This window comes from Arthrobacter sp. Y3223151 (assembly GCF_059091125.1).
In genome coordinates this window covers 646,220-668,975 of sequence record NZ_JBNHGI010000001.1, presented here as the reverse complement: position 1 = coordinate 668,975, position 22,756 = coordinate 646,220, and the positions used below count along the sequence as shown (strand labels likewise).

The window sequence follows — 22,756 nt, the reverse complement described above, 5'->3', positions numbered from 1 at the left end:
AGCTTAGTGGTCTGCACCGGAGCCTCCTTCAGGGCATCGTTCATGGCAGCATCTGTCCCTTCAACGAAATTGCAATGTTCCCTCAGGACCAGTATGGAACTAGACTTCGTGAAGTAAAAGCGATCTTTTCCGACCGATAATCATTGGTTTTCCTGATGAGTGGAGTTGCCGTGCTGGATGTCCGGAGACTGCGGCTGCTGCGCGAGGTCAAAGTCCGCGGCACCTTGGCGGAGGCGGCCGCCGCGCTGAGCCTGAGCCCGTCATCCGTCTCCCAGCAGCTGGCCTTGCTGGAAAAGGAAGCAGGGGTGGCGCTGCTGCGAAAGGCCGGACGCCGGGTGCAGCTCACGCCGCAGGCCGAGATCCTCGTGGGGCACACCGAGTCGCTGCTGTCCACCCTCGAGCAGGCCGAAACGGACTTGGCGGCGTCGCTGACCGCGGTAACCGGAACCGTCCGGCTGGCGGCGTTCCAATCCGCGGCGCTGGCCCTGCTGCCGGAGGCCCTCACCGCCATGCGGCAGCGGCACCCGGACGTGCGGATCGAGATGGTCCAGCGTGAACCGGAGACGGCGCTGTACGAGACGTGGGCGCGCGACTTCGACTTGGTCATCGCCGAGCAATACCCCGGCCACGCGGCGCCGCACCATGCGGAGCTGGATCGGCAGAAACTGACCAGCGACGCCATCCGGCTCGCGGCACCGCCCGCCGCCGTGGCCGGAACCGCCGTCACCTCGGTCGACGACGCCCGGAGCCTGCCGTGGGTGATGGAGCCGCATGGCGCAGCTTCCCGGCATTGGGCGGAACAGGCGTGCCGCCAGGCCGGATTCGAGCCGGATGTGCGGTATGAAACGGCCGACCTGCAGGCGCAGATCCGGCTGATTGAATCTGGCAACGCGGTGGCGTTCATGCCGGACCTGGTCTGGACCGGCCGGGACACCACCTGCCTGCTGCTGGACCTGCCGGGCCTGCCGCGGCGCACGGTCTTCACCTCGGTCCGCCGCGGCTCTGCCAACCGACCGGCCATCCTGGCCTTCCGGGCAGTCCTGGAGGCAACGGCCCGTGAGGTCGCGGTCTGAGGTGCGGGCCGGCGCCTCCCCTAGGCCATGCCCTGCGCCGCGTGCTGTTTGCGCTGGTCCAAGCTGAGGTTCCCATGCACCGTGGCGTACGCGCGCAGGCCTGCGGCAATGAGGGGCAACCCCTGTTCCGGTGCCAAGATCCTGCGGGCCGGACCGGTTATGCCGTCCAACCGGAGCTGCACGAACAGGTCCACCAGCACCGGGCCCAGGCCGGCCAGTTCGCTCCGAGGCAGGACGGCACGGTAGCCGCCGCCGTCGTGCCGGACGTCAAAGCCGACTTCGGCGTCTGTCCCGCGGGCGCGTGCCACCAGCCGGACCGATTCGTACTCCGCCGCCGGTTCGAACACCAGCCCGAACGACACGGACTCCCCGTCGAGCCGGGGCTGCAGGGCCCGCGGCGCCGGTTTCAGTGCTTCCTCGGTGGCGGCCAGCTTTAGCAGGCCTTCCGCATCCCGCGCCCGGACCAGCTGCGAGCGCTGCCGGTAGGGAAATGACAGCTGCTCCTCCAGCCGTTGCGGAATGTTTTGGTCCACGAAGGCGGCATGCGCCGCCACCCACCGCTGCCGCGTGCCCGGGGACATCGAGCGGTAGCGGTCGGGCACGTAGAAGCGAAGGAGTTTGCGCCGGTACAGGTCCAGCACCAAAAGCTCGGCATGTTCAGGGTCCGGATGGTTCTCCCTGATGATCCGGGCGATTTCGGCGACGGATCCGGTGTACCCCTCGGGGATGGCGCGCTCGGAGCTGATGTTGGTTCCGTCGTCGCGGGTGCGGATGAAGTAATAGTCGTAGTCGGCCGCGATCGCGTTCCTCCGGGAGGCCAGATAGCAGCGGGTGAGCATCATGCCGTCTTCCAGCCGGACTTTGCCCTCCGGGAAGCGGATGCCGTGTGTGTCCAGCAGCTCACGCCGGATCAGCTTTTGCGGTGAGAGCGTGCCCAGGATCCTGCGCACGGGCACGTCCGGCACGGTCTCGGTGAAGAGCGAGGACTGCACGCGCCGGCCACCGATTCCGACCATGCGTGGGGCCAGCACGTCGACCTGGTGCTTGTCGGCAAATTCGACCATCCGGCGCAGCGCTTCGGGCCCCAGCTTGTCGTCCGCATCGCAAAAGAAGACGTAGTCGGAACTGCTGGCGGCGATGCCTACGTTGCGGGGTTTTCCCGGCCAGCCGCTGTTCTGCTGGTGGATGACCCGCCAGTTCGGATGCTGCGCGGCGTACTCGTCCAGCAGCTTGCCTCCGCCGTCCGTGGAGCCGTCGTCCACGGCGATAACCTCGAAAAGCGACGGGTCCAGGTCCTGTGCAACCAGCGATTCCAGCAGTTCCCTCAGGTAGGGCAACGCGTTGAACACCGGGATCACCACGGCCACCCGCGCGGTCTGCGCGCTGGCCGTCGGCCCGGAATCACTCTCGCGCACGCGAAACTGCCCGGCGCGCGCCGCGATCCTTTTCAGCTTGCGCCGTGCGCCTGCCAGTTTGTCCTTGATGGCCACTCGGTCCCCTTTGATCGGCAGCAGTTAATGCATTCTGCCACTGCGATCGGCCGAAGGCCCTTGAAAGCGGAATCGTGACGGAGTTTCCGCAGCAAAGGGCCGCGCGCGGCACGAACTGCTCTCAGCTCTTGAGCACCAAGAGCGCGACCTGCTGTCCGCTGACCACGAGGACGCACAGGACAGCCATCACAAAGGCCGATTTGTTCCAACTGGTGACGACTGCAGGTCCCAGTGACGGTTCGGACTTCAGGAGGCTGGACCTGGATCTTGTCCACGCGCGGACGAGCGGATGCTGCTCCAGCCCCTGCCGTTGGCCGGAGGAGGCAGTTCGGTCCCAAGGGGTGATCGTGGCCGGTCCCACTGACGCACTGTGCTCGTTGCCGGCGGCCCGTGCATTCTGAGGAAAGGGCGCACCCCAGCTTGTGTAGGTCCTGGCTCCGGTCCTGATCCTCACGGCACTGCCTACGCTGACGTCATCAACGACGGCAAAGGGAACGGCGTGGGACCGAAAGCTATTGGTGATGAGAACGGACTCGTCATCATAGGCAAGGCGAGGAAGCCACAGGAAGATATAGGCGAACGAGGCCGCCAGCAAGGGCCACACCATCCACCGCAGGAAGGACTCTTCCTGCGACTGGGCGAAGAGCAACACGAGCGCCGCCGCGGCGGAGACCCAGATCAGGATTGCTGTCCACGTGCCCGACTTTTCCTTGAGCACGGTCCGCTTTGGCTCGGTCCGTGAATTTGTTGCCACCGGTCTGCCCCGTCCCCTTTGACTGCTGCCGTTACTGCATTCTGCAGCGCACCTGCGCGCACTGCAACCATTAACCAAGGAGCGGCAGCACCTCGTACAAAATCGGTGCCAGCTTGTCCGGCAACGCCTCGGGCCCTGCGGCCGGCTTCCGGGACCCCTATACCCTTTCCTCCCGCATCCCCCACGGGGAACCGTAGCCCTCGGGTGCGGGCGCCGACATCAGGTCCAGGAAGGGCTTAGCGTCGAAGGCCTCCGGGCCCAGGACGCCGGCTCCGCTCCAGGCGCCCGAGGCCAGGAGTTCCAGGGCAATAATCGGGTTCAGGGCCGTCTGCCACACCACGCACTGGCTGCCGTATTCGGCCATCGTGTCGGCGTTGTCGGCGACATGGTAGAGGTAGGTCCGCCGCGGGGCGCCGTCCTTGTCCTTGCCTGTCACCAGGACGCCTGCGCATGTTTTGCCGGTGATCCTGGGCCCGAGCGTGGCAGGATCCGGCAGGCAGGCGGCCACGACGTCGCGGGGACTGACCGACGTTCCCTTGACGTTGACCGGTGTGGTGGAATCGAGTCCGAGCTTGTGCAGGACCTTGAGCACCTCGATGAATTCATCGCCCAGCCCGTACTTGAAATTGACCTTCCCGGCGTCCAGCCACCGGGGCATCAGCAGGACTTCCTCGTGTTCGACGTTGACGCACTCCACGGGGCCGATGCCTTCGGGAAAGTCGAAGACTTCGGGGTCGCTGAAGGGCTCTGTGGTGCTCCAACCGCTGTCGGCGGAATAGATCACCGGCGGGTTGAGGCATTCCTCGATGGTGGTCCAGATGGAGAAGGACGGCGCGAAATCGTAGCCTTCGACCTTCAGGTTGGCGCCGTCGCGGACGCCGATTTCGTCGATGACGGAGAAGAGGTGGTCCCGGGCGTACCGGGCCAGGACGTCGGAGAGTCCCGGTTCCACGCCGATCCCGACCAGAGCCAGCCGTCCGGCTTCCTCCCACTCAGCGGCGCGGTCGAACTGCTGGTCCCCCAGCTTGATGCCGGTGAGCTCGTAGGGTCGTTCCGGGTGCGGCGTGGACAGCGACATGGCCATGTCCAGGTAGGTGGCTCCGGCGTCCGCGGCACCTTCGAAGACCGGCATGACGAAACGGGGGTCAACGGCGTTGAGCACGTGGGTAATGCCGTGGTCCCTGATGGCACCGGCAACGGCCTCCCTGCTTGACGCGTCCAGGGCAATCGCGCTGAACCGTCCGCGCCGGCCCTGCGGCAGTGCCTCGACGACGGCGTGGGCCCGTGCCGGGTCGTAGTCGGCCAGGACGAAGGCCTCAAAGAATTCCCGCCGGGCGGCAATGCCTGCGGCGGCGCCACCCACTCCGCCTGCGCCTATACACAGAATCCGCATCATGCTCCCTTGGGGTTGTCGTGGCTGTCGCTGCCGGCAGGCCCGGGACTCAGGCGGAACCAGCTGTTCGCCGTCACGTCGGTGGGCGCGCCGGGGGACGCGAGCAGGGTGCCGGTCGCCGGGTCGATGCCCACGGTTGCCAGGGTCGCCCAGCGGGACCCCAGGCCGGCACCCGGATCCGGCACGCAGCACAGTTCGGCCCCGTCACCGGGAACGGAGCACAGGTAGGGCACGAGATCCTGCGGCTGACGGGGCTGGAACACTGCGCCGACCCGCCTGTCCAGCAAGTCGATCCGCTGCTGGGAGTCCGGCTGGTACAGCTCGGTCTTCTCCCCTTTCGCCAGCCGTGGGGCCAGGAAATGGTTGGTGTGCAGCAGATGGCCGTCGGTCGGCTTAATCACTTCGGCCCCCTCGGGGCTGAGCTCCACGATTGCTGTGCCGGCCCTGGTGACCACGGTGATGGCGCTGGAGGTCTGTACCGGCGCGTCGAGGAGTATGTCCACCGCCTCGTCCAGCGAAGCTGCCCGGTGCAGCACCTGGGTGGCCGCGATGTGGACGGGCACCGCCCCCGGACGGTCCTGCCTGTGACCCAGCACGTTCAGGTGCACGCCGACACCGGCGTCGTTCAGCCCGATCTTGGCGAGGATTCCGTACTCGGTCAGTCCCACGAACCGGCCCTGGCCGGCGTCAACCGACTGCAGGTGCCAGGCACCGGCGAGTTCTTCGTGCCAGTCCCAGGTCTGCAAGGAGAAGGGCCGGGCTCCGGCGCTGACGACGGTAGAACACTCCCCCGGCCGGGCCAGTTCCGAGAGGGACAGGATCTCGGTCCGGGCATTGAGGGCGCTGACCTTCCAGACGGGCAGGCCCGCTCCCTCTGCGGTGCCGCGGATTTCGGCCGCCAAGTGCGTCGCCCAGGCTTCGATGGCGGCCAGGCTGCGGGTGGCTTCCCGCTCCACGACGGTTTCGCTGATGCCGTGGGCCTGGAACAACCGGCGGTAGACGTCCCAGCAGCCGGCGATGCCGCTGCGTCCTTCGGTGCCACGCTGCACGCCCAGCTGGCGGGGGTCCCCGCCTCGAAGCGTCAGCACCTGCGGGATGGTGCCTGCGGGGTCAGTCAATGTCGTGCTCCTCATCCAATGTCTCGCTGTCGCGGCGCCGCGGCTTCCAGCCGGGCCGCGGCGCGCTGTCGATCAACCGGCGGGTGTACGGGTGTGCCGGGTGGTCGAGGATCTGGTCGGCGCTTCCGGCTTCGACGATGACCCCGCGGCGCATCACCACGATGGAGTGGGCTATCTGGCGCGCCACCGCCAGGTCATGCGTGATGAAGAGATAGGTCAGCTGTTTTTCCAGCCGCAACTGTTCGAGCATCCGCAGGATTTGCGCCTGGACGGTGACGTCCAGCGCGGAGACGGCCTCGTCGAGCACGATAACCCCCGGCGAGGCCGCCAGCGCCCGCGCTATCGCCACGCGCTGCTTCTGCCCGCCCGAGAGCTCGTCCGGCAGCGCGGACATGTGGGTTTCGGTCAGTCCGACTTCCAGGAATAACTCGCGGCAGCGCCTGCGTCGTGCCGCCGGGTCCAGGGAGGTGTGGGCCTTCAACACCTCGGCAACTGCCTCGGAGACCGGCAGCCGGCGGTTCAACGACCCCTGCGGGTCTTGGAAGACCATTTGGACGTCCTTCGACCGTTCCCGCCGGATGCGGCGGCTGGTCCGCGGGTTGACCGGTTTGCCGTTGAGGAAGACGGACCCGCTGTCCGGGGTTTCCAGCCCCACGAGCATCCTGGCCAACGTGCTCTTTCCCGAACCGGATTCCCCCACCACGGCCAGGCAGTGTCCGCGCTCGATGGCCAGGGACGCGTCTTTGACGGCGTGGACGTGCGTGCGGTTGCGGCCGGAACCAACGGTGAACTTCTTGTTCAGATTGCTGATGACGACGGCGGGGGCCGTGGGCTGCGTCTGCACGCCGGTCATGGCTTCACCTCTCGGGATGCCTCGCGGCTTGGTGGACCGGGGACGCTTGTCCCGGTGCGAGGTCTGGCCTGGATTTGGGGGTCGGCGCCTGGGCCGGCGTCGATGCGGTGATCCAGGCTGGGCTTGGCCGCGACCAGCTTCCGGGTGTATTCGTGTTCCGGCCGGTTCAGCACCCGGTCCGCGGGGCCGGATTCGACGATCCGGCCCCCCGACATGACGGCGATCCGGTCGCACGCCGCCGCCGCCAGGTCCAAGTCGTGGGTCACGAAGATCATCGCCATGCCGGCCTCGGTCCGCGCCTCGTCCAAGATGGCCATGACGTCGGACTGCGTCGTGACATCGAGCGCCGTGGTCGGTTCGTCCGCCAGCAGCAGCTCGGTGCCCCTGGCCACCGCGCCGGCAATGACGACCCGCTGGAGCATGCCGCCGGAGAGCTGGTGCGGGTAGGAACGCAGGCAGCGGGCGACGTTGTGGATGCCCACCTGCTCGAGCACTTCCCCGGAAAGCCGCAGGGCCTCCTGGGCCGTCACTGCAGGCCTGGCGGCCTGGATGCCTTCCACTAGGAATTTGCTGACCGGCAGCACCGGATTAAGGGCGGCCTGCGGATTCTGGGAGATCATCGAGACGGCACCGGCCCGGAAGGCGCGGAGCCGCTCGCCGGAGTACGCCCGGGTGTCCTCCCCCTTGTAGAGGACCCGGCCGGCAATGTCCGTCCGCGGCGGCAGGGTCTGGAGGATCGTCCGCATGGTCATTGATTTTCCGGAGCCGGACTCCCCCACCAGGCCGACTGACTCACCCTTCTCCACCGTGATGTTGATATCTGACAGCAGCGTCGACCGGCGGTGCTCCGGCCCGATCTTCACGGTCACATTCGACAGTTCAAGCATTAGATCCTCCCTGCTGCCCGGCGCCCGCCGAGCTTTTCGCCCAGGAACCCTAGCGCGGCAACGGTCAGCACAATGAGCAGGCCCGCGTAGAGGCTCTCTTGCGGGTAGCCGGCCAGAAGCGAGGACTGGCCGGAGGAAACCATGAGCCCCCAGTCCGCATCGGGCGGCTGCACGCCGAAGCCGAGATAGGACAGCGCGGCGAGGTCGATCATGCCGTAGCCGAAGTTGATGCTCATTCCCGTCAGGACCTGCTGTTTCACGTTCGGCAGCAGATGCCGCACGGTGATGGAAAACCCGGAAATACCCTGCAACTCCGCCGATTTCACATAGGGCAGATTCCGCTCGCGCAGGGCCACGCTGCGGATCACCCGTGCGGTATACGGGGTGAAGCCGATCGCCAGGGCAATCACGGCGGTCTCCACCCTCGCGCCGAACACCGCCACCGCCAGCACGGCCAGCAGCAGGTTCGGAAACGCGAACAGGAAATCCAGGACCCTGCTGATGAGGTTGTCCACCCAGCCGCCGAACCAGACGGCGACCAGGGCGAGGGTTCCGCCCATCACGGCGGTGAGCACGGCGACGGCGAGGGCGGCGAGAATGCTGGAGCGGGCGCCGGTGGCGAGCCGGGAGAACAGATCCCGTCCGGCCTGGTCCGTTCCGAGCCAATGTTCGGCTCCGGGAGGAAGATAGCGCTCCACGACGTTGCCGGCTGTCGGATCGAACGGTGTGAGGGCCGGCCCGATCAGGGCGAACAGTCCAATCAGCACTACCCAGCCCAGACAGACGGCCGTCAGGACATCCGGCTTCGACCGGGTCTTCCGTGACAGGCTCCGCTTAAGTGCTCCGGGGCGTCCGGTTTCTTCCAGCGTGCTCATGACGCCGCCCCCAAACGCACTCTTGGATCGATCACGACATAGAGCAAGTCGACGGCCAGGTTGATGAGGCCGAAGGCAACGACCATGATCAACGACACTGCCTGCACCACCGCGAAGTCCTTCTGCTGGACGGCTGCCACCAGCAGTGCGCCGATGCCGTCGAGTGTGAACGCGTACTCGACCACAAAGGCGCCGGCCAGCAAGGCCGCGACGTGGACGCCGGAAACCGTGGATACGGGAAGCATCGAATTGCGCAGGACGTGGCGCCGTATGACGATCCGTTCCAGCACTCCCCGGGATCGGGCCGTCTGGGCGTGCTCGGACTCGCGCTCTTCCTTGACCGCGGTGCGGGTAATGCGCGCGACCACCGCCAGCGAGGGCAACGCCAACGCCAACGCCGGCAGGGTCAGGTGATGGAGCCTGCCGGCCAGGCCCTCGCCGGAGCCGAAGACCGGAAACCAGCCGAGCATGACCCCGAAGACGCTCATCAGCAGCAGGGCCGCGAAGAATGTCGGTACGGCAAAGCCGAGATTCGACCCGAAAAGCACCACGTTCTCCAGCCAGCCCGGCCGAAGCCCGGCAAGGCAACCGAGTCCGATACCGCCAATCACGATGATCAGCGCGGCGTAGAGGGTGAGGGACAGGGTGGTGGGCAAACGGCCCGCAATGAGGTCGGCGACTTCCTGGCGGTTGGCCAGCGACTGGCCGAAGTCTCCCTGGATGACACCCCACAGCCAGTTGAAGTAGCGGACCAGAAAGGGGTCGTCCAGGGAGTACTGGGCCCTGATGGACGCCAGTACCTCCGGCGTTACGGTCCGGCCTTGCACCAGGAACTGCTCGGGGCTTCCTGGTGCAAGGTACAGTCCGCCAAAGACCGCGAAGCTGGAGGCCAACAGGATCGTTCCCAGTGCCAAGAGCCTTTTGACGATATAGATCATGACGGCTTTCTGTTACTCCGCGGCGCCCAGGTCCGCACCCCAGGGGTAGTAGAGGTAGACGAAGGACGCCGGTACGCCCGTCACCCGCTCGTTCAGGAAGAGCCGTCCTGCCGGATCGACGATGGGCAGCCAGGGCAGGTCGGCCATGGCCAGCGCCTCGATTTCGGCGACCTTCGCGGCACGCTCCGCGTCGTCGGTCAGAACCTCCGCCTCGGCGATGAGTTTTTCAATCTCCGGGTTGCTGTAGTCGGAGAAGTTCTGCGACCCGCCTTCCTTCACGATGGTGCGCAGGAACACCAAGGGATCCGGAACGTCCATGTAATTGGTGGTGACGAAGGCGCCATGCCCGGCACGGGCCTCGGGGTCCGAGAAGAAGGCGCCGAATTGTGCGCTCGGCACGCCCTGGGGCTTGACCGTCAGCCCGATTTCCTGGCCGGCGCGCGCCAGTTCGGAAATGATGTCCGCGTAGAACGACCGTTCGCTCGGGTAGACGATGGTGATCGGCTCGCTCGGATCAGCTTCTGCCTCCGCGAGGATTTTCTTCGCTTCCTCGACGTTCGCTTCAACCGGCGGCAGTTCTTCGCGCGCTGCGCTGAAGACGTCGTCGCCGTAAGACCAGCCGCCGTCGGGAATCAGGGACCGGGCGGGCATCGCCGTTCCCTCGTACACCGTCTCCGCCAGCGCCGATGTGTTCGCGGCGGTCCACAGTGCCTTGCGCACAGCAGGATCGCCCAGCGGGCCGTCGCCGGTAGCGATGATGGCCGAAAGCTGCAGGGACTTGCCGAGAATCAGCTCGCCGTTGGTCGCCGACTGAAGTTGCGGCACCGCGCTGAGCGGGACGTCGTAGGACCCGTCCACTGCCCCGGAGGCGAGCGCGTTGGTGATGGCCGCGGGGTCCACGATGAACTGGATGTCGAGGTTCTGCACCTTCGGCATGCGGTTGCTGTTCCAGTAGGCATCGTTCTTGGCCAGGGAGATGCTCTGGCCGCTGTCCCACTGGTCAACCGAGAAGGGTCCCGTACACATGACGCCCTCCTGCGGGGTGCCATACGCTTCGCCGGCCTCTTTGCGCTGTGCCTCCTGCACGATGACGCCCAGCGGAGTGGCCATGTAGGAGTTGAACGTGACGTCCGGAGAGCTCAGGCTCACGGTCACTTCGTAATCACCCGTGGCCTTGATCGATTCCACGTTGCCGCTGACCGCGTCGCTGGCCCAGTAGCTGCCCTCGTCAGGGTCCAGGTGCCGGTTCAAGCTGAAGACCACGTCCTGGGCGGTCATCGGCGTGCCGTCCCAGAAGGTCACGTCATCCCGCAGCTGGTAGATGTAGGTCTTGCCGTCGACGTTCTCGAAGGATTCGGCAAGGTTGGGTGCAATCGTGTAGTCCGGTTCCATCACCATCAGGCCTTCGCACAGGTTGGCCACGACGGTGTTTTCCGGGTAGTTGAAGGCCTTGATCGGATCCAGTGACGCCGGTTCGCCGAACGGCAGGTTCCAGGTGACGGTATCCAGTTCGCCCGCCGCCGGTTCGGTGGTGGTCTGCAGTTCCCCCAGGCCGCCGCCCGCCTCCGCATCCGGGGCGGCCGCTCCGCCCCCGCCGTTGCTGCATGCTGTCAGCAGCATCGCGAGGGCCACCGACGTGGCCAGCGTGACTTTCTTCATCCTGCAATCCCCTTTGCTTCACAGTGTGTGGTTCCGATGGGACGCTTGCTCTGCGTATTCCAGTAAGCTACGGGGACAAAACCTTTTATATAACGTTTTAGCTGTTCTGTTATCCAACCGTTATGACCTGAATCACGGAGGGCGGACGATGCGCCGGCGAGTCACGATCCACGATGTGGCCCGGGAAGCCGGCGTGTCCATCACCGCTGTCTCACACAGCCTGAACAACAAGGGCACACTGTCGGCCGAAACCCGCGAGCGCGTGCGGCAGACGGCAGAAAGGCTGGGGTACCAGCCCGATCCGATGGCGCGGGGACTGCGCAACAGCCCGATCGGGGTCGTTGGCCTGATGCTCCGGCCCCTGGATTCGCTCGGGACGTATCGCCCGCACGGCGTGGACTACTTCACCAGGCTCTCCGGCGCCGTCGCCGTGGAGTGCCTGGAGCGCGGGCTGAGCGTCATGCTCGTCCGAGACCTGACGCGGCTGCCGCGCTCCCCGCTCGCCTTGTCGCTGGACGGCTACATCATTGACGATCCGCTCGAGGAGGATCCGGTCATCGACCTGTTACTGGGGCTGGCCGCTCCTTTCGTCACCATTGGGCGCGATCCTGCACGGCCCGACTTTCTCGATTGGGTCGGTTCCCACGACTCGGGAGAAACGGAGGCAGTGCTGTCCAGGTTCCACCGATCGGGGGCACGGTCCATCTGCCTCATCACCGGCATGGACCGCAACGCTTGGAACCTCGACTCCACGGCGGCCTACGGCAGCTGGACAGCGCGTCACGGCATGAGGCCACGCATCGCCAGCCGGCCGGAGTCCGACGGCGTCGAGGGCGGCAGGGCCGCCATGCGGGAACTGCTGGACGCAGGCGAGGACATGCCGGACGCGGTCTACTGCCTGACCGGGCGGCATGCGCGCGGCGCCCTGGAGGAACTGGCGGCGCGGGGCATCGCCGTGCCCGGGCAGGTCCAGCTGATCGCCGGTTCGGATTCAGAACAGTCGCGCAACAGCAGCCCCGCGATCAGCGCCATTGACCTGGAACCGGAGCTCATCGCGGCGGCCGCGGTCAGCCACCTGTCCCGGAAAATGCTCGGGGAGTCCGGCATTCCGGCGAAGCTTTCCGCCCGGTTGATCCTGCGCGAAAGCACACTCGACTCCGGCAGCGGTCGGACGTGACGATGTCCCGCCTGCAGCGATAAGCCCCGGAACAGGTGAAACGGACGGCCCGGACGTGACGATGGCCCGCCTTCCGCAGGATTCCTGCCGAAGGCGGGCCACCGCCGTCGTTGTCTGCCGTCAGTTCAGTGAATGCACCGGTGCTGCCGGGTCCTTTGTTGCCGGGGTCAGTGAGCCGGCTCGGCCTCGATGAGCGGGTACACGCCGTTCTCGTCGTGGACCTCGCGGCCGGTGACCGGCGGGTTGAACACGCAGGCCATGCGCAGTTCGGTGGTGGCACGGACGGTGTGCTTCTCGTGCCCGTCCAGCAGGTACATGGTTCCGTCGCGCAGTTCGTGGACTTCGCCGGTGACCTCGTTGGTCAGCGTTCCCTCGCCCTGGACGCAGTAGACGGCCTCGATGTGGTTGGCGTAGTGGAACGTGGAGGTAGTGCCCGCGTAGATCACCGTGTCGTGGAACGAAAAGCCCACGCCCTCTCCCGCCAGCACCATGCGCCGGCTCCGCCAGGTCTCGGACTTTACGTCGCGGTCGGTGTCGTTCAGGTCGTTCAGATTGGTAACAAGCATCGGTACTCCTTGGGTAGGTCGTCAGGAAGTTTTGTTGGGGGTGCGCCTGGGCGGCTGGGCCACACTCCGCGACGGGCGCCGCACACGCGGAGCGGGCGTCAGCGTGCGGCCGCCCCGCCCTAGAGCGCTCCGACCAGTTCCGGCACCGCGGTAACCGCGCGGGTCGCGTCGATCAGAATGTCGAGGCCGCGGTCCAGTTCGGCGGCGCTGATGGTTAGGGCTGGCATCAGCTTCACCACTTCGCCCTCGGGGCCGGATGTTTCCACCAGCAGCCCGTTGTCGTAGGCCTCCGCGGCGATCTTGCCGGCGGTCTCGTTCTCCGGGAACTTCACCCCGGCCAGCAGGCCGCGGCCGCGCACGCTGGCGCCCTCCACCAGACCGGCGATCCGCTCCAGGCCCTCGTGCAGCTGCACGGCCCGGGCATGGATCTGTTTCTGGAACTCGCCGGTCCGCCAGTAGGTCTCCAGCGCCGCCGTCGCCGTCACGAACGCCGGGTTGTGCCCGCGGAAGGTGCCGTTGTGCTCGCCGGCGCCCCAGACGTCCAGCTCGGGGCGGAACAGGGTCAGCGCCATCGGCAGGCCGTAGCCGGAGATGGACTTGGACAGGCAGACGATGTCCGGGGTGATGCCGGCTTCCTCGAAGCTGAAGAACGTTCCGGTGCGGCCGCAGCCGGCCTGCACATCGTCGACGATCAGCAGGATCTCGTGCTTCTTGCACAGGTCGGCCAGGCCGCGCAGCCAGCCCGCCCGGGCGGCGTTGAGGCCGCCTTCGCCCTGGACGGTCTCCACGATGATGCCCGCCGGCTTGTCCACGCCCGAGCCGCTGTCCTCCAACACGCGCTCCAGCCACAGGAAATCGGCGGTTTCGCCGGAGAAGTAGTCGTCGTAGGGGATTTTGGAGCTGTTGGTCAGCGGAATGCCCGCACCCCGGCGCTTCATCGAGTTACCGGTCACCGACAGCGAACCGAGCGTCATGCCGTGGAACGCGTTGGTGAAGGAGAGGATGTGCTGGCGGCCCGTCACCTTGCGGGCCAGCTTCAGGGCGGCCTCAACGGTGTTGGTGCCGGTGGGGCCGGGGAACATCACCTTGTAGTCGAGGTTCCGCGGCTCGAGGATGACCTCTTGGAAGGTTTCCAGGAACGTGCGCTTGGCGGGGGTCTTCATATCCAAAGAGTGCACGACGGCGCCGCTGGCCAGGTACTCCAGCAGCGGCTGCAGCAGCTTCGGGTTGTTGTGGCCGTAGTTGAGCGCACCGGCGCCGGAGAAGAAATCCAGGTAGGTGGTCCCGTCCTCGGCCGTCAGGGTGCCGCCCTCGCCGCGGGTGAAGACGGCGGGCCAGCTGCGGCAGTAGCCGCGGACCTCGGACTCGAGGGTCTCGAAAATATCAGTCATGGAATACGCTTCCTTCCTCAGTGCGGCAGCGGGCGGCCCCGGGTACGGGACAGCGCCACAGCAGCCGCAGGTCGATTCATGCGGATGTGCGTTGGTGGAGGTTGTGCTTGGCCGGCCGCGGGGGTCGGCGGGATTAATTGAGCGGCCCGATCCGGAACAGGTACTCGGTGTCGTGCCCGTCCGGGTAGAGCTCTTCGGTGAAGAGCGGCTCGCGTTCCATTGGCGCCTCGCGGCGCGACGCAAAGCCGGCAAACAGCCGGACGGATGCCTCATTGTCCGCCGTGATGGTGGTTTCCACCCGCTCGGCGAGGACCTGCCAGGCCAAGCGGTCCAGCATGTCCGCCGCCAGCCTGCGGCCGCGGAACCGCCGGTCCACGGCCACCTGCCACACCATCAAGGTGCCCGGTTCGTCGGGGCGCATGTAGCCGGTGATGAAACCGGCCGGCTCGCCGTCCACCGTGGCGATGATCGACGTCTCGGCGAAGTCGCGGGTCCACAGCAGGTAGGAGTAGGACGAGTTCAGGTCCAGGACCTGGGAATCCCTGGCCATGCGCCACAGGGACTGCCCGTCGTTCAGGGTTGGTTTACGGAAGTTTGCTTCGATCCTCGGTCTGGTCTGGGTTTCTGCTAGTTCTTCAACCATCCCTTCAAACGTAACGAGATCAGAGCCGTTATCAACCCGAATTCTGCCGACTTGACAACCGTTCGGACGCTTCCGACGCCCTGCCGCCCCGGCCCGATTCCGCCGGATCCCTTGTGCCAGTTGCCCTCCGGCGGAATGACGACGGCGGTACCCGGGCGCGTTTTTATCGTTACCATTTCGTGACATTGACTGTGTGACGGCCGGCCAAAAATGCGGCCCCGGCCGTGCCAGGAGCGCCCGGCAGGCCGTTACCCGCGCCTCGACAGGAGCCCGCTGCCGGGCTTCTCCACGCCGCACGGGAAGCCTTGGAGGCCGTTACGGCGACGCTGCTGGAATCCGGCTACTGGAAACCCGGTGGCAGTGGATACTCACGGCGCTCCTGGCCTTCAGGGTGGGCCGGGCCCGACGCACCGACTGGAGGCCCTTCCGATCCGGCCAGTCGAGCAGGCTGCAGCCATTGAGGGCGCCGGGGGAAGCGCCATCGTGCCGTTGTCCATCTTTTGGAGCGCCTGTGGACATAAGCGCAGGTCACGCGCCTGTGGATAGCCAAGACGTGGACAGTTTGGCCTGAACGTGGACAAGTTTGCGTGACGTGGGCGGCTGACCCGGCCTGTAAGGCGGGGCGGCTCATGAAAAAGGCGGCTCCGACCGGCAAACCGGTCGGAGCCGCCTTCGCGGTGGGCCCTGCGGGGATCGAACCCGCGACCCGCGGATTAAAAGTCCGATGCTCTACCAACTGAGCTAAAGGCCCGCCAGCCGCTCCACCCTGCCCGGGTTGAAACCCAGGCGGGGCCGGATTTGGCCGGTTCCCAGTTTATCGCACCCACACCGCCCACCCGAATCTGCTCCTGCCTGCGCCTTGCCGGCCGGCCCAAAACGTCCCGTCGCCGGGAGGCATCCCCTCTCTGTACCGGCGTCAGAGGCGGGAGTAAGGTCGAGGCATGAGCCCGAACAACGGAAACGATGTCCCCCGGCCGCATAAGCCGAAGCCTTTCGCCCCGGTGGATTTTGAGGACTTCGCCGGGGGTGCCGACCCGGCGCGTGTCTCCGAGGCCGCCCACCTCGCGGCTCAGGCCCTGGTGCACCGCGGGCGCGGATCGGACGATCCCGAGGTGACCGCGAGGCTGGTCAAGCTGGCAGACCAACAGGGGCTCGAGGCCATTGCTGAAATGTGGGCTGAAAGCCCTGCCCGTTCCCTGCCGGGCGCGCTCTGGCGCCTTTACGCCCTCCGCGCCGCGGCCCAGTCCCATCCGGACAAGCTGGCAGCCTATTTCAAGGCCGGGACGGCATCGGCAGAAGTGTCCAAAGTCATCGCCGGAGTAGCTGAACCGCCCGGCGCCGACGAAGTCCGGGCCATGGCCGACACGATTCTCTCCGGCGCCTTCGACGGTGATTTCGATGTGGCCCTTGACCGGTCGGCGGCCTTTTGCCGGATCGTCGCGCTCGGCCAGACCCACCACGCCGACTCTGCCGAGTCCGCCAACGAGAACCATGCCACCAAGCTGACGCTCAACTCGCACCGGCTCGTGAAGACCGCCGAGGATCTGGAAGCGGCCGCCGTCGCCTGGCGGCGCGGCGAACTCGACTAGCGGCCGGACGGGCCAACGGCCCGAAACTGCGTCGCCTGGCGGCGCGGCGAACCTGACTGACCACCTGGCGGCGCGGCGAACTCGACCAGCCGCCCCGCCGGCACCCCACGCACCGACCAGCCGCCCGCCGGCACCCGCCCCGACCGCCAGCGGCCGGCGGCTCCGCGGTGGCGCCATGACCGCCAGCGGCCGTCGGCCCCGCAGTGGTGCCCTGAACGGCAGGACCGTCCGGAGAAGGCGCTCCCGTAAGACGCGCGCGTGTACCACAATTAGCTTCTGCTGACACGTTTTTCCCCGTATTTGCGGGGCTGTTGACATCCGCAGTGAGGCGTAGAAAACTGAAGGTGGTGTCGAACTGTGGCAGCCCCGGGCTCCAACTCTTAGCCGCCTCGAGCGGCCTTCCGCCGAGAGGCGCTCCCAGTTCGGCACCATTAATTTTTGTTCGCGAAGAGGCGCTAATCTAGGCACGGCGGATGCTTCCCTTCCGCCGTACGGACCAGTGAGAAACCGCCGGTGACATGAAGCTAAGCCTCTTCCCCCAGGACACCAAGAGCCTCGAATTGCTCGCCCTCACAGCAGCCGAGCTGATGGCGGGAGTCAAGACCCTCTCGGAGATCCTCGGGGCGCCTGCGGACGACTACGACAAGCTCTCCGAAGAACTGCACGACCGCGACGCGAACGTCTCGCGGCTGCGCAACGCCCTGCTGACCACGCTGCGGACCAGCTTCGTCAATCCGCTCCCCCGCGAGGACATGTTCCAGCTCTCGCTGCATCTGGTGCAGACCTTCGAACACCTCGACGGCGCCGCGGAACTGATCGCCCTCAACCGCGTGAAGCGCCTGTCGACCCGGGCCTCGGAGCAGCTTGAGGTCATCGGGCGGATGTCGGAAATGACCCGGGACGCCATGCCGCGGCTGAACTCCCTTGAGGACCTTGAGGAGTACTGCATCGAGATGGTCCGGCTGGCCAAACGGGCCGAACGCACCCACCGGGTGTGGGTCTCGGAGCTTTTGTCGGAGCACAAGGGCGCCACGTTGGCCCGGCACCGCGACGTGGCCGACCAGCTGATCGCCGCCACCAAGACACTGCGCCAGGCTTCCCACCACGTAGGCCAGATCCTGGTCAAGGAATCGTAGGTGGAGCTGTTCCTCCTGGTGCTGGTGGTCGCTTTCGCCGGCTGCTTCGCCTTCATCAACGGCTTCCATGATGTCTCCAACGCCGTCGCCACCTCGGTCCGCACGCGCGCGCTCACCCCGGGTGTCGCCGTCGTGCTCGCGTCCGTCTGCAACCTGGCCGGTGCGCTGATCTCCAGCACCCTGGCCCTGGTGATCAGTACCGGTTGGATCGGCCTGCCCGAAGGCCGGTCGGGGCTGGGCATCCTGTTGGCCGGGCTGCTGAGCGCCTGCGCGTGGGGAGTTTTCACGTGGTGGCAGCGGATGCCGTCGTCGTCCACGCACGCGCTGCTGGGCGGCCTGATCGGGGCGGGGGCGGCGTCCACCCTGCTGGGCGGCGAGAACATCAGTGCCACGGAGAACCCGATCTGGGGCCAGCTGATCCTGCCGCTGCTCTTGTCGCCGTTGGTGGCGTTCGTGCTCTCCTACCTGGCGATCGTCCCGCTGACGTGGCTGGCCCGCTACCGGACGCCGCGCGAGGTCGGCCGGACCACCAGGCTGGCGCAGGCGGTCTTTGCCGGTACCTTTTCGCTGGGCCACGGCCTGCAGGACGGGCAGCGCACCATGGCCGTGGTGCTGTTGGGACTGGCCGCGGCCGGCTATGCCTCCGGCGACCGGATGCCGCTATGGGTGCAGCTGTTCGCGGCAGTGCTGCTGGCTGTGGGGGCGCTCTTCGGCGGCTGGCGGATCTCGCACACGCTCGGGTCGCGGCTGGTGCGGATCGATCCCCTGCACGGCGCCACCGCACAGGGCGTCAGCTCCGCCATGCTGTTCGTCGGGGCCATCGGGCTGCACATGCCGCTCTCCAGCACGCACACCATGACTGCGGCCATCCTGGGCGCCGGGTCCACCCAGCGGATGCATGCGGTGCGCTGGCGGGTGGCCATCCGCGTGCTGGCCACCTGGGTGCTGACCCTGCTGGCAACCTCGCTCGTCGGGGCCATCCTGCTGCTGGCCCTGGATCCGATGCTCTAGCCGGGCCCCGGCCTTCCCTGGCGCCTGTTAACAGCGACGGCGGTGCCTCCCGCCGCGGGGAGGCACCGCCGTCGTACTGCCGCCTTCTTAGCCGAAGCGGCCGGAGACGTAGTCTTCCGTGGCCTTCTGGGTGGGGTTGCTGAAGATCGACGGGGTATCGCCGTATTCGATCAGCTTGCCCGGCTTGCCGGTGCCGGCGATATTGAAGAACGCCGTCTTGTCCGACACGCGCGCCGCCTGCTGCATGTTGTGGGTCACGATCACCACGGTGTATTCCGTCTTGAGTTCCTCGATCAGGTCCTCGATGGCCAGCGTGGAAATGGGGTCCAGCGCCGAGCAGGGCTCGTCCATCAGGATCACCTGCGGGGACACCGCGATGGCGCGGGCGATGCACAGGCGCTGCTGCTGGCCGCCGGAAAGGCCCGAGCCGGGCTTGTTCAGCCGGTCCTTGACCTCGTTCCACAGGTTGGCGCCGGTCAGCGACTTCTCCACCAGCGCGTCCGCGTCCGACTTGGAAATGCGCTTGTCGTTCAGCTTGACCCCGGCCAGCACGTTGTCGCGGATGGACATGGTGGGGAACGGGTTGGGGCGCTGGAAGACCATGCCGATCTGGCTGCGCACTGTCACCGGGTCCACGCCCTGGCCGTAGAGGTTGTCCCCGTCGAGCAGGACTTCGCCCTCCACCCGGGCGCCGGGCAGCACTTCGTGCATCCGGTTGAGCGTGCGCAGGAAGGTGGACTTGCCGCAGCCGGAGGGGCCGATGAAAGCCGTGACGGACCGGGCGTCGATGTTGATGTTGACGTCTTCCACCGCCCGGAAGTTGCCGTAGTAGACGTTCAGGTCCTTGACGTCGATGCGTTTGGACATGGGGTTCCTTCTCTTTGGTTCTGGCTCAGCGGCCGGTCTTGGGGGCGAAGATGCGGGCGATCAGCCGGGCAATCAGGTTCAGCAGCATGACGAAGATGATCAGGATCAGCGCAGCGGCCCAGGCGCGCTGCATGCTGGGGTCCACGTTGGTGGGCGAGGTCGGGTTCATCAGCTGCCGGTAGATGAACGTGGGCAGGGTGGTCATCCAGCCGCCGAACACGTTCCAGTTGATGCTGTTCACGAAGCCCGCGGTGACCAGCAGCGGGGCCGTCTCGCCGATGATGCGGGCGATGGCCAGGGTGACGCCGGAGGCGATGCCGGAGATCGCCGTCGGCACCACCACCTTCAGGATGGTGCGCCACTTGCGCACGCCCAGCGCGTAGGACGCTTCGCGGAGCTCGTTCGGGACGATCTTGAGCATTTCCTCGGTCGAGCGGACCACCACCGGGATCATCAGCACCGAGAGGGCGACGGCGGCGACGAAACCGGTGCGGGTGCTCGGCCCGAAAATCAGCCCGAACAGCGCGGCAGCGAACAGGCCCGCCACGATGGACGGGATGCCCGTCATGACGTCCACGAAGAAGGTGATGCCGCGCGAGAGCGCTCCGCCCTTGCTGTATTCGACCAGGTAGACCGCGGTGAGCAGCCCGATCGGCACCGAAATGATGGTGGCCCAGAGGGTGATCAGCAGGGTGCCGACGATGCCGTGGTAGGCGCCGCCGAGCACGTCACCTCCGTTGGCGGTCGTTTCGTTGTCGATCATGCCGGTCATGCCGTTCATCGACGTGAAGACCAGGTTGTAGCTGAGTCCGGCGACGCCGTTCTGCAGCACGGTCCAGATCACGGAGATCAGCGGCACGACGGCGATGATGAACGCCGCGAAGACCAGGTTGGTGGCGAAGCGGTCCTTGGCCTTGCGCGCCCCCTCCACCGAGAGCGTCACCACGTAGCCGGCGACCACGAAGATCACGGCCGAGAACAAGGCCCAGGAGACGAGCCCGAAACCGATCAGCGACGAGGCCGCGGCGCCGAGGATGAGCGAGCCGGCGGCGACGGCCCAGATGGCCCAGCCGGGCAGCTGGTTCTTGGTGAGCGTGTTGCGCTTGGTCGGGGCGGGGGTTTCATACAGCAGTTTGGACATCAGTTGGCTCCCGAGAATTCCTTGTGCCGGCTGATGATCCAGCGGGCGACCATGTTCACGGCCAGGGTAATGACGAACAGGACCAGGCCGGCGGCGATCAGTTCGGACAAGCGCAGCCCGTATGCTTCAGGGAAGTTCAGGGCGATCTCTGCGGCAATCGTCTGGTTGCCCGACTTGATCAGGCTGGCGATGAGCCCGCCGCCGGAGAGCACCATGGCCACGGCCATCGTCTCGCCGAGCGCACGTCCCAGGCCCAGCATCACCGCGCTGACGATGCCCGGCCGGGCGAAGGGGAAGACGGCCATCTTGATCATTTCCCACCGGGTGGCACCCATGGCCAGGGCCGCTTCCTCGTGGAGCTTGGGCGCCTGCAGGAAGATTTCGCGGCTGAGCGAGGTGATGATCGGCAGGATCATCACGGACAGCACGATTCCGGCCGTCAGCATGGTCTTGCCGGTCTGGCTAGCGGGGCCTTCGAAGATCGGGATCCAGCCGGCGTTCTCCGCCAGCCAGGTGTAGGGACCGACGAGCGCGGGGGCCAGCACGGTCATGCCCCAGGCTCCGTAGACCACCGAGGGGATGGCGGCCAGCAGGTCCACCACGTAGCCGAGGCCCTGAGAGAGCCGCCGCGGTGCGTAGTGGGAGATGAAGAGTGCGACTCCCACCCCGACCGGGGTCGCCAGCAGCAGGGCGATCGCCGCGGCGATCAGCGTGCCGATGACGATGGGCCAGATGTAGCCCCAGAAGCCGTTACCGCCGGAAATGGCGGCCGGGTCTGCCCCGAACGTCGGCAGGGCCTGCCACAGCAGGAACGCCGCCACGCAGAACAGCACGAAGAGGATCAGGCACCCCGCGGCAAGCGCAAGGCCGGAAAAGACCTTGTCGCCGGCGCGGCCCTGGCCGGTCTCGGTCAATGTTTGGGACACTTCATAACCCTTCGGGTTCTGTACTTCGTCTAGCTGTTCTGCCAGTCTTGCGGCTTCGTTCCGTCCGGGCAATTTCGCCCCGGCCGGAACACGGCTGCGCCCCGCGCGTCAAACTGCGACAGCGCGGGGCCAACCGGACTTCGTGAGGGCTACGACTTCACCGAAATGGAGTCGATAGCCGCCTTGGCCTGCTCGCGCAGGGTCTCGGAGATCGGCGCGTTGCCGGCCGAGTCCTGCGCGGCCTGCTGTCCTTCTTCGCTGATCACGTAGTTGCCGAAGGCCTTCACCAGGTCAACGGTGTTCTGATCAGCATATGTCGAGCAGTAGATGTGGTAGGAAACCAGCACGATCGGGTAAGCGCCGGATTCGGTAGTGTCGCGGTCGAGGTCCAGGGACATATCAACGTCGCCGCGGCCCTCCACCGGGGTGGCAGCCTCAACGGCCTTGGACGCGGCCTCGGGGCTCAGTTCGACGTATTCCTCGCCGACCTTGACCTCCACGGTGCCCAGGTCGCCGACGGCCGAAGCGTCGGCGTAGGTGATGGCTCCGTTGGTCGCGGTGGTGGCGGAAACCACACCGGAGGTGCCCTGGGCGTTCTCTGCCTGGAGCTTGGCGGGCCATTCGCCGGACACTTCGTCGGTCCAGACGTCGCCGGCGGCGGCAGCCAGGTACTCCACGAAGTTCTCGGTGGTGCCGGACTCGTCGGAGCGGTGGACCACGGTGATGGGGGTGTCGGGCAGTTCCACGCCCTCGTTCTGCGAAGCGATGGCTTCGTCGTTCCACTTGGCGATTTCGCCGCGGAAGACCTTGGCGATGGTCTCGGCGTCCATGTTGATGGAGTCCACGCCTTCGAGGTTGAAGGCCACGGCGATCGGAGAGACGTAGCCGGGGATGTGCATGGCACCGTCGGGGCCGCAGACCTCCTTGGCCTGCTCCCATTCTTCCTCGTCCATGTAGGCGTCCGAGCCGGCGAACTGCACGCCGCCGGCCAGGAAGGCGTCGCGGCCGGCGCCGGAGCCGTCCGGCGAATACTGCACGCTGGCCTCGGGGTTCTGGGCGCCAAAGCCAGCAATCCAGGCCTGCATGGCGGAATCCTGCGAGGAAGCGCCAGCGCCGGAGAGCGTGCCCGAAACGGTTGCTGCCGCCTCGGTGCTGCCGGCGGCGGCCTGGCTGCCGGTGGCGTTGTCGGAGCCACAGGCCGTCAGCGCCAGTGCTGCAACGGAGAGGACGGCGGCCGCGCGGCCGATGCGAAATGCCTTCACGTGTATG

At 66.7% G+C, this 22,756-nt stretch carries 21 protein-coding genes and 1 tRNA gene; 5 read left to right on the top strand and 17 right to left on the bottom strand.

The genetic code is table 11. The features are described from left to right. Positions 1-170 precede the first annotated feature (170 nt). Positions 171-1,073: a LysR family transcriptional regulator gene (locus AC5RUP_RS03210; RefSeq protein WP_494133192.1), complete on the top strand. Its 903-nt coding sequence runs from the start codon at positions 171-173 to the stop codon at positions 1,071-1,073. 20 nt (positions 1,074-1,093) lie between these two features. On the opposite strand, the gene AC5RUP_RS03205 is transcribed toward AC5RUP_RS03210, so the two are convergent. The 9 genes from AC5RUP_RS03205 to AC5RUP_RS03165 all read right to left on the bottom strand — a co-directional run bounded on the left by AC5RUP_RS03205 (position 1,094) and on the right by AC5RUP_RS03165 (position 11,040). Continuing rightward, positions 1,094-2,563 carry a glycosyltransferase family 2 protein gene (locus AC5RUP_RS03205; protein ID WP_494153562.1) on the bottom strand — a complete coding sequence of 490 codons (1,470 nt, stop codon included), beginning with the start codon at positions 2,561-2,563 and terminating at the stop codon, positions 1,094-1,096. Positions 2,564-2,684: 121 nt separating this feature from the next. Then, positions 2,685-3,317 (bottom strand): hypothetical protein, encoded by a 633-nt coding sequence (locus tag AC5RUP_RS03200; RefSeq protein WP_494133056.1) that lies wholly within the window; start codon positions 3,315-3,317, stop codon positions 2,685-2,687. 157 nt (positions 3,318-3,474) lie between these two features. Further along, positions 3,475-4,710, bottom strand: coding sequence for a saccharopine dehydrogenase family protein (locus AC5RUP_RS03195; protein ID WP_494153563.1), 1,236 nt, complete (start codon positions 4,708-4,710; stop codon positions 3,475-3,477). Next, positions 4,710-5,828 (bottom strand): C45 family autoproteolytic acyltransferase/hydrolase, encoded by a 1,119-nt coding sequence (locus tag AC5RUP_RS03190; protein WP_494153561.1) that lies wholly within the window; start codon positions 5,826-5,828, stop codon positions 4,710-4,712. The genes AC5RUP_RS03195 and AC5RUP_RS03190 overlap by 1 nt, the downstream gene beginning before the upstream one ends. Next, positions 5,821-6,681: an ABC transporter ATP-binding protein gene (locus tag AC5RUP_RS03185; protein ID WP_494133058.1), complete on the bottom strand. Its 861-nt coding sequence runs from the start codon at positions 6,679-6,681 to the stop codon at positions 5,821-5,823. The genes AC5RUP_RS03190 and AC5RUP_RS03185 overlap by 8 nt, the downstream gene beginning before the upstream one ends. Beyond that, complete coding sequence (locus AC5RUP_RS03180; protein WP_494153560.1) at positions 6,678-7,568, bottom strand: ABC transporter ATP-binding protein; 891 nt, start codon at positions 7,566-7,568, stop codon at positions 6,678-6,680. The genes AC5RUP_RS03185 and AC5RUP_RS03180 overlap by 4 nt, the downstream gene beginning before the upstream one ends. Then, positions 7,568-8,443, bottom strand: coding sequence for an ABC transporter permease (locus AC5RUP_RS03175; protein ID WP_494133060.1), 876 nt, complete (start codon positions 8,441-8,443; stop codon positions 7,568-7,570). Before AC5RUP_RS03175 ends, AC5RUP_RS03180 begins: the two co-directional genes overlap by 1 nt. Beyond that, positions 8,440-9,381, bottom strand: a complete 942-nt coding sequence (locus tag AC5RUP_RS03170; protein ID WP_494153559.1) for an ABC transporter permease — start codon at positions 9,379-9,381, stop codon at positions 8,440-8,442. The genes AC5RUP_RS03175 and AC5RUP_RS03170 overlap by 4 nt, the downstream gene beginning before the upstream one ends. Positions 9,382-9,393: 12 nt before the next feature. Further along, positions 9,394-11,040, bottom strand: coding sequence for an ABC transporter substrate-binding protein (locus tag AC5RUP_RS03165; RefSeq protein WP_494153558.1), 1,647 nt, complete (start codon positions 11,038-11,040; stop codon positions 9,394-9,396). A 148-nt stretch (positions 11,041-11,188) separates the two neighbouring features. Here AC5RUP_RS03165 and AC5RUP_RS03160 point away from each other — a divergent pair, with 148 nt between their 5' ends. Next, positions 11,189-12,217 (top strand): LacI family DNA-binding transcriptional regulator, encoded by a 1,029-nt coding sequence (locus tag AC5RUP_RS03160; RefSeq protein ID WP_494133063.1) that lies wholly within the window; start codon positions 11,189-11,191, stop codon positions 12,215-12,217. Positions 12,218-12,384: 167 nt separating this feature from the next. On the opposite strand, the gene AC5RUP_RS03155 is transcribed toward AC5RUP_RS03160, so the two are convergent. The 4 genes from AC5RUP_RS03155 to AC5RUP_RS03140 form a co-directional block, all read right to left on the bottom strand. Further along, positions 12,385-12,783, bottom strand: coding sequence for an ectoine synthase (locus AC5RUP_RS03155; RefSeq protein WP_494065461.1), 399 nt, complete (start codon positions 12,781-12,783; stop codon positions 12,385-12,387). A 119-nt stretch (positions 12,784-12,902) separates the two neighbouring features. Further along, on the bottom strand, positions 12,903-14,174 hold the full coding sequence (gene ectB / locus AC5RUP_RS03150) for a diaminobutyrate--2-oxoglutarate transaminase (RefSeq protein ID WP_494153557.1): 1,272 nt from the start codon (positions 14,172-14,174) through the stop codon (positions 12,903-12,905). Between the two features lie 133 nt (positions 14,175-14,307). Beyond that, positions 14,308-14,817 (bottom strand): diaminobutyrate acetyltransferase, encoded by a 510-nt coding sequence (ectA, locus tag AC5RUP_RS03145; protein ID WP_494091147.1) that lies wholly within the window; start codon positions 14,815-14,817, stop codon positions 14,308-14,310. Positions 14,818-15,495: 678 nt separating this feature from the next. Further along, positions 15,496-15,568 (bottom strand) — tRNA-Lys (locus AC5RUP_RS03140). A 190-nt stretch (positions 15,569-15,758) separates the two neighbouring features. On the opposite strand from AC5RUP_RS03140, the gene AC5RUP_RS03135 reads away from it, so the two are divergent. The 3 genes from AC5RUP_RS03135 (at position 15,759) to AC5RUP_RS03125 (ending at position 18,553) form a co-directional block, all read left to right on the top strand. Then, positions 15,759-16,406, top strand: a complete 648-nt coding sequence (locus AC5RUP_RS03135; protein WP_494001952.1) for a hypothetical protein — start codon at positions 15,759-15,761, stop codon at positions 16,404-16,406. Positions 16,407-16,924: 518 nt separating this feature from the next. Then, positions 16,925-17,542 (top strand): nuclease PIN, encoded by a 618-nt coding sequence (locus AC5RUP_RS03130; protein ID WP_494154432.1) that lies wholly within the window; start codon positions 16,925-16,927, stop codon positions 17,540-17,542. Next, the gene (locus tag AC5RUP_RS03125) at positions 17,543-18,553 is read left to right on the top strand and encodes an inorganic phosphate transporter (RefSeq protein WP_494065457.1); all 1,011 of its coding nucleotides are present in this window, start codon (positions 17,543-17,545) and stop codon (positions 18,551-18,553) included. It begins immediately after the preceding gene. A gap of 87 nt (positions 18,554-18,640) precedes the next feature. Here AC5RUP_RS03125 and pstB read toward each other — a convergent pair whose 3' ends face one another. The 4 genes from pstB to pstS all read right to left on the bottom strand — a co-directional run bounded on the left by pstB (position 18,641) and on the right by pstS (position 22,749). Then, entirely contained in the window at positions 18,641-19,420 is a 780-nt protein-coding gene (gene pstB / locus AC5RUP_RS03120) for a phosphate ABC transporter ATP-binding protein PstB (protein WP_494001949.1), read from the bottom strand. Positions 19,421-19,445: 25 nt separating this feature from the next. Then, on the bottom strand, positions 19,446-20,561 hold the full coding sequence (gene pstA, locus AC5RUP_RS03115) for a phosphate ABC transporter permease PstA (protein ID WP_494154431.1): 1,116 nt from the start codon (positions 20,559-20,561) through the stop codon (positions 19,446-19,448). After that, a complete protein-coding gene (pstC, locus tag AC5RUP_RS03110; protein ID WP_493978329.1) occupies positions 20,561-21,487 on the bottom strand; it encodes a phosphate ABC transporter permease subunit PstC in 927 nt (308 codons plus the stop codon). The genes pstA and pstC overlap by 1 nt, the downstream gene beginning before the upstream one ends. 149 nt (positions 21,488-21,636) lie before the next feature. After that, on the bottom strand, positions 21,637-22,749 hold the full coding sequence (gene pstS, locus AC5RUP_RS03105; RefSeq protein ID WP_494133067.1) for a phosphate ABC transporter substrate-binding protein PstS: 1,113 nt from the start codon (positions 22,747-22,749) through the stop codon (positions 21,637-21,639). Between the last annotated feature and the right edge of the window lie 7 nt (positions 22,750-22,756).